General features: G+C 29.0%; 14 protein-coding genes. 4 read left to right on the top strand and 10 right to left on the bottom strand.

The genetic code is table 11. The annotated features are described in order from the left end of the window. Window positions 1–3: 3 nt before the first annotated feature. The 7 genes from fliF to ACFIJ5_RS11600 form a co-directional block, all read right to left on the bottom strand. Complete coding sequence (gene fliF / locus ACFIJ5_RS11570) at window positions 4–1,581, bottom strand: flagellar basal-body MS-ring/collar protein FliF (protein WP_379807162.1); 1,578 nt, start codon at window positions 1,579–1,581, stop codon at window positions 4–6. A gap of 33 nt (window positions 1,582–1,614) precedes the next feature. Next, complete coding sequence (fliE, locus tag ACFIJ5_RS11575) at window positions 1,615–1,914, bottom strand: flagellar hook-basal body complex protein FliE (RefSeq protein ID WP_379807164.1); 300 nt, start codon at window positions 1,912–1,914, stop codon at window positions 1,615–1,617. Between the two features lie 12 nt (window positions 1,915–1,926). After that, window positions 1,927–2,367 (bottom strand): flagellar basal body rod protein FlgC, encoded by a 441-nt coding sequence (gene flgC, locus ACFIJ5_RS11580; protein WP_379807166.1) that lies wholly within the window; start codon window positions 2,365–2,367, stop codon window positions 1,927–1,929. Between the two features lie 2 nt (window positions 2,368–2,369). Beyond that, window positions 2,370–2,768 carry a flagellar basal body rod protein FlgB gene (gene flgB / locus ACFIJ5_RS11585; RefSeq protein ID WP_379807168.1) on the bottom strand — a complete coding sequence of 133 codons (399 nt, stop codon included), beginning with the start codon at window positions 2,766–2,768 and terminating at the stop codon, window positions 2,370–2,372. A 352-nt stretch (window positions 2,769–3,120) separates the two neighbouring features. Further along, window positions 3,121–3,975, bottom strand: coding sequence for a flagellin N-terminal helical domain-containing protein (locus ACFIJ5_RS11590; protein ID WP_379807170.1), 855 nt, complete (start codon window positions 3,973–3,975; stop codon window positions 3,121–3,123). Window positions 3,976–4,059: 84 nt separating this feature from the next. Continuing rightward, window positions 4,060–4,422, bottom strand: a complete 363-nt coding sequence (locus ACFIJ5_RS11595; protein WP_379807172.1) for a hypothetical protein — start codon at window positions 4,420–4,422, stop codon at window positions 4,060–4,062. Window positions 4,423–4,451: 29 nt separating this feature from the next. Further along, window positions 4,452–6,128, bottom strand: coding sequence for a cell wall-binding repeat-containing protein (locus ACFIJ5_RS11600; protein WP_379807174.1), 1,677 nt, complete (start codon window positions 6,126–6,128; stop codon window positions 4,452–4,454). A gap of 536 nt (window positions 6,129–6,664) precedes the next feature. Here ACFIJ5_RS11600 and ACFIJ5_RS11605 point away from each other — a divergent pair. The 4 genes from ACFIJ5_RS11605 (at window position 6,665) to ACFIJ5_RS11620 (ending at window position 10,562) form a co-directional block, all read left to right on the top strand. Next, window positions 6,665–8,338, top strand: coding sequence for a LytS/YhcK type 5TM receptor domain-containing protein (locus tag ACFIJ5_RS11605; protein ID WP_379807176.1), 1,674 nt, complete (start codon window positions 6,665–6,667; stop codon window positions 8,336–8,338). Window positions 8,339–8,342: 4 nt separating this feature from the next. Beyond that, window positions 8,343–8,666, top strand: a complete 324-nt coding sequence (locus tag ACFIJ5_RS11610) for a response regulator (RefSeq protein WP_379807178.1) — start codon at window positions 8,343–8,345, stop codon at window positions 8,664–8,666. A 110-nt stretch (window positions 8,667–8,776) separates the two neighbouring features. Beyond that, complete coding sequence (locus ACFIJ5_RS11615) at window positions 8,777–9,049, top strand: LytR/AlgR family response regulator transcription factor (RefSeq protein ID WP_379809598.1); 273 nt, start codon at window positions 8,777–8,779, stop codon at window positions 9,047–9,049. Between the two features lie 106 nt (window positions 9,050–9,155). Further along, on the top strand, window positions 9,156–10,562 hold the full coding sequence (locus ACFIJ5_RS11620) for a carbon starvation CstA family protein (RefSeq protein WP_379807180.1): 1,407 nt from the start codon (window positions 9,156–9,158) through the stop codon (window positions 10,560–10,562). A 36-nt stretch (window positions 10,563–10,598) separates the two neighbouring features. Here the strand turns inward: ACFIJ5_RS11620 and ACFIJ5_RS11625 are convergent, their stop codons facing one another. The 3 genes from ACFIJ5_RS11625 to ACFIJ5_RS11635 form a co-directional block, all read right to left on the bottom strand. After that, window positions 10,599–11,405 (bottom strand): flagellin, encoded by an 807-nt coding sequence (locus ACFIJ5_RS11625; RefSeq protein ID WP_379807182.1) that lies wholly within the window; start codon window positions 11,403–11,405, stop codon window positions 10,599–10,601. Between the two features lie 491 nt (window positions 11,406–11,896). Continuing rightward, window positions 11,897–13,489, bottom strand: coding sequence for a P-loop NTPase family protein (locus ACFIJ5_RS11630; protein ID WP_379807184.1), 1,593 nt, complete (start codon window positions 13,487–13,489; stop codon window positions 11,897–11,899). Window positions 13,490–13,608: 119 nt separating this feature from the next. Continuing rightward, window positions 13,609–14,535, bottom strand: a complete 927-nt coding sequence (locus ACFIJ5_RS11635; protein ID WP_379807186.1) for a flagellin N-terminal helical domain-containing protein — start codon at window positions 14,533–14,535, stop codon at window positions 13,609–13,611. Window positions 14,536–14,546: the final 11 nt, after the last annotated feature.

Here is a 14,546-nt window from a genome sequence, read left to right on the forward strand (position 1 = left end):
AAATCACCTCTCATCCTCTGCTAGCCATGCTTTAACAATGTCTGCAACTTGTCCCGGTTTTTGTGTTGCATATTTTTTAATTTCTTTTTCAACATGAGTCTTTTCATTTTCTTGTTCAAAATCAATAGGTTCAAAAGATTGTTCATTTTGTTTAGGCTCTATATTATCTCCAATAACAACATCAAGCCCTTCATCTTCTAATTCTTCTTCCTTACGTTTAGATCTTCTTTTTATTATTCCAAATATTATCAATCCAAGTAATAATACAGCTCCAACTCCAGCATACATATATAATTTTCTTTTTCTTATCTCTTCTGCATTTTTCTTCATGTCATTTAAATCTTTTTTAGCTTTATCTTGAAGTGTAGTATCAAAATTCATACCTTCGATACTAATTGTATCTCCTCTATTCTGATCGTATCCAACTGCACCTACTACTAAATTTTTAACTGCAGTTCGTGTATTTTCATCAATATTCCCATTTAATAAAACAGATGTAGAAAGTTTCTTAACATCTCCAGGTGCTTTTATTGTCTTCTTTTCATTTTTTGATATTTCATAATTTCTTGTTTCATCTTTACGCTCTGAAACAGTACCATTATTATTTTCTTCACTTCTTGCAGACATATTATTATCTACAGGACTATTGGTATTAGCCCCATTATTATTCTTAGTAGTATCTGTAATAATATGTTCACTTACTACTGTACCTTTAGGAGCATATTTTGTTTCATTTTCTTGAATTGCATCAAAATTAAAATCTGCATTCACCTTAACTACCACATTATTCTTACCATATACTTTTTCTAACATAGCTTGTATTTTACTTTCTATTTCTTTTTCTCTTTCTTTTTTAATCTTTTCCTGATTTTCTGTACTTGCTACATAATCTTTATTTTCTTCTTTAAATAAATCAGGTGTTGTTAGAAGTTTTGTAGAATTATTACTAGCAGCTATTATTTCAACATCTTTTTTGTCAAGATTTTTCACACTACTGCATAGTAATGCAATAATAGCTTTTACTTGCTGTGGTTTTAACTCTTTTTGGGGTTTTAATTTTAATGTTAATGATGCGCTTGCTGAAGTTGAATCTTTTACAAATACAGAATCTTGCGGCATAACCAAATGCACTTTTGCATCTTCTATTTCAGGAAGACCTTTAATTGTTCTTTCTATTTCTCCTTCAAGTGCTCTTTGATATTTAATTTTCATTTCTTGATCCGTCATTCCAAATTTATTATCATCAAAGATTTCAAATCCAACACTACCATTTGTTAATGGAACTTGTGACGCAAGTTCAAGCCTTAAAGTATCCACTTGTTCCCTTGGAACCTTAATAGCCTTTCCTTCAACCTTATATTCAATTTTCTTTTCCTTTAATTTTGCTAAAATAGAACCTAAATCTTTATCATTCATATTTGAGAATAATACCCCATACTTGTTAGAATTAATAGTTATAGCAAGAGCTATTAATGCAGCTATCACACCTATAGGAATAATAGTAAAAGCTATTTTTTTCTTTTTACTAAGGTCCTTCCATTTTTCTTTAAGTTTTTTAAACCCTTCCGACAGTTTATTCATTTCTTGCACTCCTTATAAGTCTAAATCTTTATATTATATCTGCATTCTATTTAGCTCTTGATATGCTTCAACAAGCTTATTTCTAACTTGAATTGCCATATCTAATGACATTTTTGCTTCTTGAGTGGTTAGCATTACATTATGTACATTTTTTTCTTTTCCTTTTATGAAATCTTCTGAAATATTTTCAGCTTTTACTTGCTTTTCATTTACTCCATCTAACTTTTCTTTAAAAAATTCCTTAAACTTGTCCTTACTATTACTTTCCTTTTTCTTGTTAACATCCATTTCATTAAAAATCTTAGTATCTGGTGTAAATTTATTAATTTTCATATACTGCATCTCCTATCTACCAATCTGTAATGCTTTTGAAAACATGCTTTTTTCCGAATTAATTACAGAAATATTAGCCTCATAAGATCTAGATGCTGCTATCATGTCTCCCATTTCATTTAATATATTTACATTAGGCATTTCAACATACCCATCATCACCTGCATCTGGATGTGAGGGATCATAAACTTTTCTTAATGGTGAATTATCTTCCTTAATACCTATAGACTTTACTCCTCTGAAGTTTTCACCACGTTTTCCAGAAACCTTGTCCATTTCTTTTTCTAAGTTTTCCTGGAATACAGCTATTTTTCTTCTATAAGCCTTTTTTTCTCCTTTGTCATTTCTAGTAGTCTGGGCATTTGCTATATTTGATGCAATGGTATCCATTCTAAGTCTTTCAGCGGAAAGTCCACTTGCACTTATTCGCATTGTACTAAATGCATTAAACATCATTATCTGCCTCCTTTTATTACACTTCTTCTCATAGCAATTCTATTATTTATATCAGTTATTAAAGAATTGTACATAAGAGCATTAGCTGCCTGATTCACTTCTTCATTTTCAATGTCTACATTATTACCATCTTGTCTCATACTACTTGATTCATCTCTTTTTATATTTATTTCACCTTTTTTCTCGTTAATAGGAATATGCTTTTTGTTTGTTAATGTTAAGTTATCACCTTCTACAGCATTATTAAGCGTTTCTTCAAAAGAAACATATTGTCTTTTATAACCTTTTGTGTTAACATTCGCAATATTGTTAGCAATAACTTTATTTCTTGTTGAAGATGCATCTAATGCTTGTTTCATTAAATTATAACTTTCTACATTTTTATCGTAGATTTTCATATTTTCCCTCCTCTTTCCTATATTATATTAAACATCCAATTAAAATTTCCTCTATTTCCATCAATTTTTTTTAATGGAATAACATATTTCTATTATTAATGTTAGTATATTTTATAATTTGTCTTATATGTACTTTTTTTAATTCTATTAAATACTCCATTAAACATATTTTAACACAGATTGCCTCAATATTGCAAATATATGGTTAAAGTTTTTTTGACATTATGTCATTTTTTTTTAGAATTTCGGTTATTTTTTAACTATATTAATATTTATATTTAACTTAACCTTTTTAATTGTTTTAATTACAAAAAAAGTCTTCTTTGCAAATTGCAAAGAAGACTTTTAATAATTATCTACTTTTTACATTTTCTAATATTCTAAGTATATCTTGAGGGAACTTATTACTTTGAACCATCATAGCATTTGATGCTTCAACTAATATATTATCTCTAGAAAAATTCATCATTTCTTCTGCTATGTCAACATCTCTAACTTGACTTTCTGCCCCTTGTACTCTTTCGCCTATTTCATTTAATTTATTCATAACACCTTCAAATCTATTTTCAATAGCACCATATTTACTTCTAACACTAACTACAGTAGTCATCGCTTTATCGATTTTTTCTATTGCTTCTCCCGCACTTATAGATTTTTCTGATATCTTTGATAAATCATTTAAATTTATTACATCACCATTTTTATCCTTAATAGAAGTACTATCTAATTTATATGTGTTAAACTTAACAGTTTCACCAACATTAGAACCTACTGGCATTTCTAGCTCTTTGTCTGTATTTAATAGATTAACACCATTAAATTCAGTATTATTGCATATTTCATCGTATCCTTCTACTAATTGAGATAATTCAGTTTCTATTATCTTTTTATCATTGTCAGTGTTTGTATCATTTCCATATCTAACTGCAAGTTCTCTCATCCTTGTAAGCATGGAAGTCATATTTTCCAAACCACCTTCTGCTGTCTGCAGCATACTTACACCATCTTGTGCATTTCTTGATGCCATATTAAGTCCTCTTATTTGTATTCTCATTCTTTCACTTTTAGCTAAATCATTAGGTGATTCACTCGCGCTATTAACTTTATATCCTGATGAAATTTTTCCTATAGCTCCACTCTGTCTTTGTAAAGTCTTTGTATAATTTCTAAATATATTTAAGGATGCTAAATTATGCATAAGTCTCATAAACTATCACTCCAATTTTATATTCTCAGTTGTTATTCCTACATATATACATCGTTATACTTTAGATATTCTTTATACTTTTTATTATTTTTCCTTTTTTCTTCCCAAAATATCTTCATAAACATCATCATCTAATAAGGTATAAGTTTTTAAAAATTCTACGACTTCTTCAGGTACAATTTTTCCTTTTTTTAAGTCTTGACCAAGAATATATAATTTTAAATATAAATCATCATCTAAAAACTTTACTCTTTTCATTTCATTATTAATTAGTGTTTCTAACTTTTCTATGTTTTCATCCAAATCCAATATATTATTATCAATAAAAGCAACTAGAGTTTCTATCTCTTCTTTAACACGTTTTTCTCTAGAAATTCTTTTTATTCTTTCCAACTTATTTTTTATTTTCTTCATAACCTCCAATGATACTTCTATATCATCTTGCAAAATACCCACCCCTTTTTTAGTTGATAGTTTTAATTAACCCAAACTCCTGTGTTGATTGGAACATTGTAGTACATCCATTTAATATTATTCATTCCTACTCTAATACATCCGTGAGAAGCTCTCTTTCCAAGTGTACTATCAACAACTGTTCCTTTTGTATTTACTAAAATAGAATGAAATAAATAATTTCCATAAAATCTTATCCAGTATTTAGCACCTACACCATACTTACTATAAAAACTTCCACCTCTGTCTCCAATAGCAAAATTTCCTCTTACTGTAGGTGTAACATTTTTTCCTGTAGCGCAGCTAAAACTTACTTTATATTTCCAATGTGCTTTACTTCCTGTAAAAACATTTATAATTTGTCTGTTTAAATCTACCCAAATAAAATATTTAGTTCTACTTGAAAAACCCTTCTTATTAATGTAAGCTTCCAATTGTTGTGTAGTCATTCTACTTCTATTAGTAGCTGGATCACTCGGAATACTTAAATATCTTCTACTTATAGTTGCATATCTACCATTTGCATAAACTCTATAACTTACTCCATTACTAATGTCTTTAATTATTTGAACCTTTTGTCCTCTTTTATATCCTGATACATTTGCTGTAACTGTAGCATATACAATTGATGGTTTTACAAGTTTGTCCACATTAGCGTTTTGATTCTTGTTTGTATTATTATTTTTTTTAGGTGGAACGACTTTAGGTGGTACTTTTTTTGGTGGTCTCTTTTTCTTTTCTAAAATGGTATTAGGCATTATTTTTTCTCCACCTAAAAGAACAATATTTTCATCTTTTATTCCCTTATTTTTAACAAAATCTTTTGTTTCATAAGCATCATATACACTTACTAAAACTACAGGTGATTTTGTTTTACTTGCTATTACTGATCCACATAATGCATCTGGAAAGTTCTCTCCTAAAGTTAAATATACTTTATTGAATGATACATCGCTGCCAAATTCATTTAATATTGCTACATTAGTATCATATCTATTTTTACCGCCAACTCTTTTGCAGTTAGAAATATTAGCTTTTACTTTATCACTTACAACTCCAGTACCACCTACAATATAAGATTGTGCGAGCTCTTTATTTGATATAAATTCTTCAACTTTATCTGGTAATTTATCTTTTTGAGATAATAAAATAGGCATTTGCTTTGATGAAGCAATAGGTGCTATAGATAGTGCATCTGGGAAATTAAGACCTGAAGCAAAAACAGCACCATTATCTAATCCAACTTCTTTTGCTATTTCTAAAGAAGTTTCATATCTTGTTTGTCCAGCTAATCTTTTAGATTTTATATTTAAAGCATTTAATTCTGAAATAACATTATTGGATACAGCGCCTTCTCCTCCTATTACAAAAGCATTTTCTGCCTTTAATCTCTTTATTTCATCTATAGCTTCTTTGTTTAATTTATTTCCATCACATAAAATTATTGGAGCATTTAATTTTTGACCAAGCGGCCCTGCACAAAGTGCATCTGGAAACTTTATCCCATTTGCTATTATAACATATTTAGATTCTTGCCATCCTTGACTTGAAATTTTAGTTGATGTTTCATATCTAGTTTGTCCAAATATTCTTTTGAACTTTGCGCTTTGGTTTTGATCACTAGCATATGCATTTGTGCCAGCACATGTAAAAAAGCAGCACATACCACAGAACGCTGCAATGATTTTTGCTTTATTCATTTTATCTCCCCCACTAATTTGAAACTATATTTGTCCAATATATTGAATTATGGATAATAGTTTCTAAAATTGATTAAATTATTTAATAAGGTCTATTATAACATATTCGTTTATTTCTGTGTAAACTTTAGCCAAACTGTAATTAATACTTAAGAATTTGGCTTTAGCATAAGTGTAGAATAGACTCCACTCCCATAAATGATATTTTGCTACAAAACCTTTAACTGCATAAAGTAATTCAACTTTCACAGGTAAAAAATAGCCGCTGCGGGGAATGATATCTTGCTTAGAAACCTTTCACTTCAGTAACAAGTTCTAAGCTTTACTCATATTGAAAAAAGATTTTTTAATTAATATTCCGTAGGAATCAGTAATTAAAAAATATCTTTTTACTTTCTACTCTTCCATAAACTCTTTACTTTATCCATGTACATTAAAAATTATTTTGTCATACAAAGTTAAGTGGACAAGAAAAATTCAAAGTGGACAGTGTTAATTCCACAGTATAAAATAAAAAAGAAAAGGAGGTGAATGTGGTGATAGAATTAATAAAAAACTTAATAAACAACTTAGGTTATATTGTTTTAATAGCTTTTATCGTTTCTAGATTATCTAGCTTTAAACATATTATTCAAAAGGATAATTTTGAAAAAGGAAATTTAATTATATTATCAATACTCTTTGGTGGTTTTGGTATTTTAGGAACTTATATTGGTACTGATGTAGATGGTGCTATTGCTAATAGTAGAATTATCGGTATTATGGCAGGAGGAATTTTATGTGGTCCTTTTGTTGGCATAAGTTCTGCAATTATAGCAGGTTTTCATAGATTTTTTATTGATATGGGTGGTATAACTTCAATTCCTTGTTCTCTTACTACTATTTTGGCTGGAATAATTTCTTCCTATATATATAAGTTTACAAACAAACAAAACAAATGGTTTTATGGATTTTTAGGTGGTGTACTTGTAGAAAGTTTAGGAATGCTTTTAATTATAATAATTACAAAACCAGTTTCTACAGCTCTTCAAATAGTAAAAAACATCTATATACCAATGGCTTTCATTAATGCTATAGGAGTTTCTATACTTATTTTATTTATTCAAAATATATTTGAAGAAAAAGAAATAATTGAAGCAAAACAAGCAAAAACCACTTTAGAAATAGCAAATAAAACCTTACCTTATTTTAGAGAAATAAATAGTAACTCTTTGGATAAAATTTGTACTATTATAAGAGACTATATAAAATGTGATGCAGTTGCAATCACTGATGATAAATTTATCTTATCTCATGTAGGAGCTGGTTCAGATCATCACATACGAGGAAAACAGGTTTTAACTAAATCAACAAAGCAAGTACTTAAAACTGGTGACTTGTTATGTTTAAAAAATTCTAATCAAATAGATTGTCCTAATAAAGATTGTCCTTTTAATTCAGCTATTGTAGCTCCAATAAAAGATAAAAATAAAATTATTGGTACTTTGAAAATATATTATGTTAATAAGGATGCAATTTCTTTTAAAAATAAAAACCTAGCAATAGGTCTTTCTCAAATAATATCTACTCAATTAGAACTAAGTAAAATATCCAAATTAAAATTTCTGGCAAACAAAGCAGAAATCAAAGCTCTTCAAGCTCAAATTAATCCTCATTTTTTATTTAATGCACTAAATACTATTACTTCTTTTGTAAGAATTAACCCTGATAAGGCAAGAGAACTAATAATCGATTTATCAACTTACTTAAGATATAATTTAGAAAACATGGAGAATTTAGTAGATATTAATAAAGAAATAGAACAAGTTAAAGCATATGTAGCTATTGAAAAAGCTCGGTTTGGAGACAAGCTTAATTTTGAGTATAATATTGAAGACCATATTAATGTAGAAGTTCCACCCCTTATTATTCAACCAATAATAGAAAATGCCATAAAACATGGTATACTAGAGGGTAGTGGAAAAGGAACAGTAAAATTGGAAATAAGAAAATTAGATGATAAAAAAATCAATATAATAATTGAAGACGATGGAATAGGTATTTCTACAGAAATTATTAAAAAAATTTATATGGAGAAAGTAGAGAAAAATAAAATAGGTCTTTCCAATGTTCATAAGAGATTAAAACAAATATATGGAAGAGGATTAGATATAACTAAATTAGAGAAAGGAACAAAAATGTGTTTTACAGTTTATGATTTAGAGGGGTGATTTTATGAACTGCATAATCGTAGATGATGAATATCCAGCAAGAGAAGAATTAAAATACTTTATAAATAAATTTAGTACAATAAAAATAGAAAAAGAATTTGATGATGCAATAGACACATTAAAATATCTAGAAAAATCTGCTATAGATGTAGTTTTTCTAGATATTAATATGCCTAAATTAGATGGTATAAGTTTAAGTAGAATAATAAGTAATTTTCACAAAAAACCTAAAGTCATATTTAATACAGCATATAAAGAATATGCTGTAGATGCTTTTGAAGTAAAAGCTTTTGATTATATATTAAAACCTTATTCTGAAGAAGAATAATAAGTACACTAACAAGACTAGAAGAATGTGAAGAAAAAAACGCAAAATGTATAAATAATAAAATTGCATTAAAAGAAAATGATAAAATTGTAATAGTTAATAAAAACAATATTTATTATTGTAAAGCCTGTGAAAGAGAAACTTTGGTTTATACTAGAAGCAAGTGCTTTTCTGCAAATTGCAGCATATCAGAGTTTTACAAAAAACTTAATGAAAATAATTTTTTTAAGAGTCATCGGTCTTATATTGTTAATTTAGATAAAATATCAGAAATAATTCCTTGGTTTAACAATACATTTATAGTTAAATTTCCAAATTTAGATGTAGAAATACCTGTTAGTCGAAATAATATTTCTGAATTTAAGCATTTGATGGGTATATAAATGCATCTTATGTAATCATTTTTGCTTTTCATGTGAAATTTAATATTTTATCCATACATGATTGTATAATTAAATTAAAAATACGTCATGTATAGGAGGAATCATAATGATAACGTTTTTAATATCAATTGTTCTTTTAATTATTGGTTATTTTGTATATGGAAAATTTGTTGAAAAAACATTTGGAGCAGACGATAATATTAAAACTCCTGCTGTAAGACTTGAAGATGGAGTTGACTATGTTCCACTTCCAGGTTGGAAGATATTTTTAATTCAATTCTTAAATATCGCAGGTTTAGGACCAATCTTTGGTGCAATTGCTGGAGCACTTTGGGGACCTGTAGCTTTTCTTTGGATTGTAATCGGTTGTATCTTTGCAGGTGGAGTTCATGATTTCTTTTCTGGAATGCTTTCAATAAGAAATGATGGTGCCAGCATCTCTGAAGTTGTAGGTAAATATCTTGGAAATGGATTTAGACAATTTATGAGAGTTTTCTCAGTAGTTTTATTAGTTTTAGTAGGTGTTGTATTTGTTAAAGGACCTGCTACAATACTTTCTAACCTTACTAATGTTAGTAGTGTTGAAATATTTGTATATGCTATTTTTGTATATTACTTAATTGCTACTGTAGTTCCTGTTGATAAATTAATAGGTAAAATTTACCCATTGTTTGGACTTGCATTACTTGTAATGGCTATCGGTGTTGGTGGTGCAATGGTAATAAAAGGAGTTAATATTCCTGAAGTTACTCCTTCAAATCTTATAAATATGCATAGAAACCCAGGACAAAACCCTATTTTCCCATTAATTTTCATAACTATAGCCTGTGGTGCTCTTTCTGGATTCCATGCTACTCAATCACCATTAATGGCTAGATGTTGTACTAAAGAATCTCAAGGTAGAAAAATATTTTATGGTTCAATGATTGCAGAAGGTATTGTAGCATTAATTTGGGCTGCTGCTGCTATGAGTTTCTTTGGAAGTGTTGATGGACTAGCTTCTTCTATGGCAGTAAAAGGACATAATGCTGCATGGGTTGTTAACATTGTATGTAATACTTGGCTTGGAAGAATTGGTGGTGCTCTTGCTGTACTTGGAGTTGTAGCCTGTCCAATAACATCAGGGGATACAGCTTTCAGAAGTGCAAGACTTACAGTTGCTGACATGGCAAAATTAAAACAAGGACCAATTAAAAATAGATTTTTAATAAGTATACCTCTATTTGCAGTAGGATTTATATTGACAAAAGTTCCATTTGATATTGTTTGGAGATATTTCGGATGGGCAAACCAAACTCTTGCTACTATAGTTCTTTGGGCTGCTGCAATGTTCTTAGCTAACCAAAAGAAAAATTTCTGGATTGCAGCTATCCCAGCTACCTTCATGACAGCCGTTTGTATATCATATATAGCAATGGCTAAAATAGGATTTAATCTTTCAATTAATATTGCAAACATATTAGCTGTAATTGGAGCTGTAGCTGCTCTTGGAATATTCTTAACTAAAAAATAAGGTAACTGTGACCTGGGGTATTTTCCCAGGTCACAGTTACCTTATAAGTTTTGCCACATTCTCTGTATCTTGGTTAGCATATACTACCATTGAATCATTATATTTTTGAAGAATGTTATGTTTTACGTATTCCATCATAGATTTTGCCATATCGGCGTCTTCTATCTTTGATAAAGAAGCTGTTGTACTTAACTCTGCAGTACTTGCATTCGCAGCAGCACTTTTGAGTGAATTTAAAGAAGATCCGTAGTCAACTCTAACAGCTACTACTGTTTCTATAGCTTCATCCACTTTTTCTATTGCCTCAACACAATTATTTTTATCATTTAAAGAAACATCTTTTAAACCAGTAGACTCTAAATCTAACTTATGTAACTTTACTTTTGTAAACTGATATGGATCATATTTTGTCTGTATAGAAAGTTCTTTGTCTTCTTTAAGTAATTTTATACCATTGAACTCACTTTTATCAGCAACAGATTGAATTTCTTCTTTTAATTGTTGAAATTCTTTATCAAGAGCTTGTCTGTCAGTATCTGTTAATGTATCATTAGAACCTTCAATTGATATTTCTTTCATTCTTTTTAATTGTCTTCCTACATTTTCAGCACTTGCATCTGCTGTTTGCATAAGGGAAATACCGTCTTGAGTGTTTCTAAAGGCTTGTGACAAGCATCTTACTTGAGACTTAAAGCTCTCTTGAATAGCCATACCGGCTGCATCGTCTCTAGCTACATTTATTCTTTTTCCTGAAGTTAGTTTTTCAACTGATTTATCTGACTTTTTTTTGACTTTGTTTAATCTATCAAAAGTACCTAACACAAGAGCGTTATTAATTAGCACCGTTTTCACCCCTTTCCTACATTTATAATATCGAGATAATATGTGGAAACTTTATAGCGAAATCGGCAAAGCTAGACCTAAACTCCGATAAATGATATTTTGCTACAAAACCGTTAACTGCATAAAGTAATTCTAAGCTCTAAAAATTTAACTTTGCTAAAAAACTCAAACTCGCTATACTCAAACAATGAGTTTTTCTTAACGCAAAGTTAAATTTTTAGAGCAAGAATTACTAATTATTTGTTAAAATGGTTTTTACGCAAAATATCATTTATCTCCGCAGGTGCAGCTTGTAAACTAAAGGAACAAAATTAAAGAACTATATAGTCTAAGTCTTACTCATATTCAAAAGAAGATATCTTACAAATATTCCAAAGGAATTGATTATCAGAAAATAACTCTTTTGAAATTCGTAAAACTAAGAACTTGTAGACTTCGTTCCAATGCACTATAGATATTTACTACTGGCAAAATAATTAATTATATTACCCTCAACAAAATACTGTCACTATTTTCTTTGGTTTATCATTAACTTCAATTATGCTTTCATCTGTTTCGCCCATATAATTTTCTGTCTTTCTAAAATCAAATACCAAAAGATGACCTTCATCCAATCCATATTGTTCTAAATATTGAGCTAACTGTATTAATCCTCTTTTATGGTATTCTTTTCCTCGCCATATCTTCAGCTCTAGTATATACATTTTCTTTTCATATGTTATTACGATATCAAATCTTCTTTCTTCTCCACCTTGCACTTCTTTAAATGCAAAACCGACTCCATTTATTATTGGACTTATAAAAGCTAAGAATAACAGTCTCCCATCTTCTTCTAAAAATGCTTCTCTCTTTTCTGAATACTCATGTTTCATAAACTCTTGAAACTTTATAAGTATTTTTTCTATATTTAAATTACCATCAGATTTTATAAAATTAGCTTTATAATTATATTTGGACATTATAGAATGTTTATCTTTTCTTATAACCTTAATCATCATATGATTATATATAATCTGCTCATATATTCTATTGTTTATTTCACAATTGCCATTTTGTTCTTTTAAAATTCCATACATACTTCCTTTATTTATAACTTCATCTGTTTTTACATAAGGTATTTTTGCACCTTCTAAAACTATTGTTTTTACAAAATTATATAACTCCCTATCATTTTCTATATTTTTAATCAAACTATCAAAGTTTGTATTACTCTCAGTTAAAAGCTGTTTTACAGCTTTATCCATATATTCTTTTTCCCAATGCAATTCATTTTTAGGCATTATCTTTTCATCTATTATTTTGCAAAGTTTACTTACTAAGAAAGGATAACCTGAAGTATAAAAATAAAGTCTTTCTGCAAAATAGTTTTTATCTAATTTTACTTTTTTATTTTCAATGTAATCATCAAGCATAGTTTCTATTTCTTCTTTTGAGAAACTCATGTCTATATCAAAATCTGAGGCTATGTTCCAAGGACTATTGTATTTGTGCTCTTCATCACTTCTTATCTTTATTTTAAGACTTTTAACATCATGAACTCCAGCTAAAATCACACTGTGAAAAGTAATATCTTCTCCTTCATTTCTAAGTAAATATTTGTTTCTAAGCATACCTAAAAAACTTAAAAACAGCTGGTTATTGCTGCTTTTGTCCACTTCATCTATCATTAAAACTACTTTTCTATTAGATTTTATAATAAATTTAGTTATAACTCTTGATAAATCATTTAAAGTTTGAACCTTTTCTTTTTCTTCTACTAAAAAACTTGCTAAGTCTTCGTGTCTTAATATCAAGTTTGTACTTACTAATCCTAAGAATTCCTTTGAAAAAAGTTCTTCTTTTTCGAAAATTAAATCTCCTATACCTTCAAAGCTTATTTTTATAGGCAAATAATTTTCACACTCTTTAAGTTTTTTGTTTAATAAAAATAATGTAGTAGTTTTACCATATTGTCTTGGTCTATTTATAATGAAATATTCTTCATCTTCTATAAGCTCCATAATATTTTCAATTTTGTTTGATATGTCAACCATATAATGTTTATGTGGTATACAAGTCCCCGTTATGTTGAATTTCTTTCTCATTTTTCTCACCTCTTCTCATACTTTTCCTTATGCTTTATTTTACCACATTTTATTTTATTTAAGCACATAAAAAAACTATAGAAGCTAGTTCTATAGTTTGAATTAATAATTAATTGCCTTTATAGCATTGACTTTAAAAGTTCTATTACTGAGTTTGGTTGTTTGCTAGCTTGAGCAAGCATTGCTTGGGCTACTTGTTGAAGAAGACTGTGTTTTGTATACTTCATCATTTCTTTTGCCATATCAGCATCCCTGATTCTACTTTCTGCTGCTGTTAGATTTTCAGCTGCATTATCTAAATTTTCTATGGTGTACTCAAGTCTATTTTGCATTGCTCCAAGTTCAGATCTATGAGATGATACAGCATTTATAGCATCACTATATATCTTAATAGCTGCTGTTGCATTTTCATGATTTGAAACATCCAAAGCACACTCTACTTTTTTATCTCCTGAACCACTTGTAACCCCTGTTGTTTTCGTATATTTTGCTGTAACTGAACCATCCTTTGAAGTTACTGTTCCATCTTTATTACTTCCACTTATTTTTAAAACTTTAGATCTCATATCTTCTAATTCTACTCCAATAGTTTGTCCTGAATTTGCACCAACTTGAAGCATTATTTTAGATGAATTTCCAAGTAGATTCTTAGTGTTAAATTCTGTTGTATTACCTATTCTATTTACCTCTGATGTTAATTGATTAATTTCCTCTTGTATTGCATCACGTTCTTCTTTTGTATTAGTATCATTAGCTGCCTGAGTTGCAAGTTCTTTTAATCTCTGAAGAATTGAATGTGTTGTATTTAATGAGCCTTCTGCTGTTTGAATTAGCGAAATCCCATCTTGTGCATTTCTAGAAGCCATATTAAGCCCTCTAATCTGACCTCTCATTCTTTCTGAGATTGCAAGACCTGCAGGATCATCCGCAGCTCTATTTATTCTGAGCCCTGTTGACAACCTTTCCATAGCTCTTCCTGCCATAGCAGAATGCCACATCATGTTTCTGTAGGCTCTCATTGCATTCATGTTATGATTAATGATCACCCTTAAACGCC

Source organism: Haloimpatiens myeolchijeotgali (assembly GCF_042688525.2).
In the GTDB taxonomy this organism is placed as follows: Bacteria; Bacillota; Clostridia; order Clostridiales; family Clostridiaceae; genus Haloimpatiens.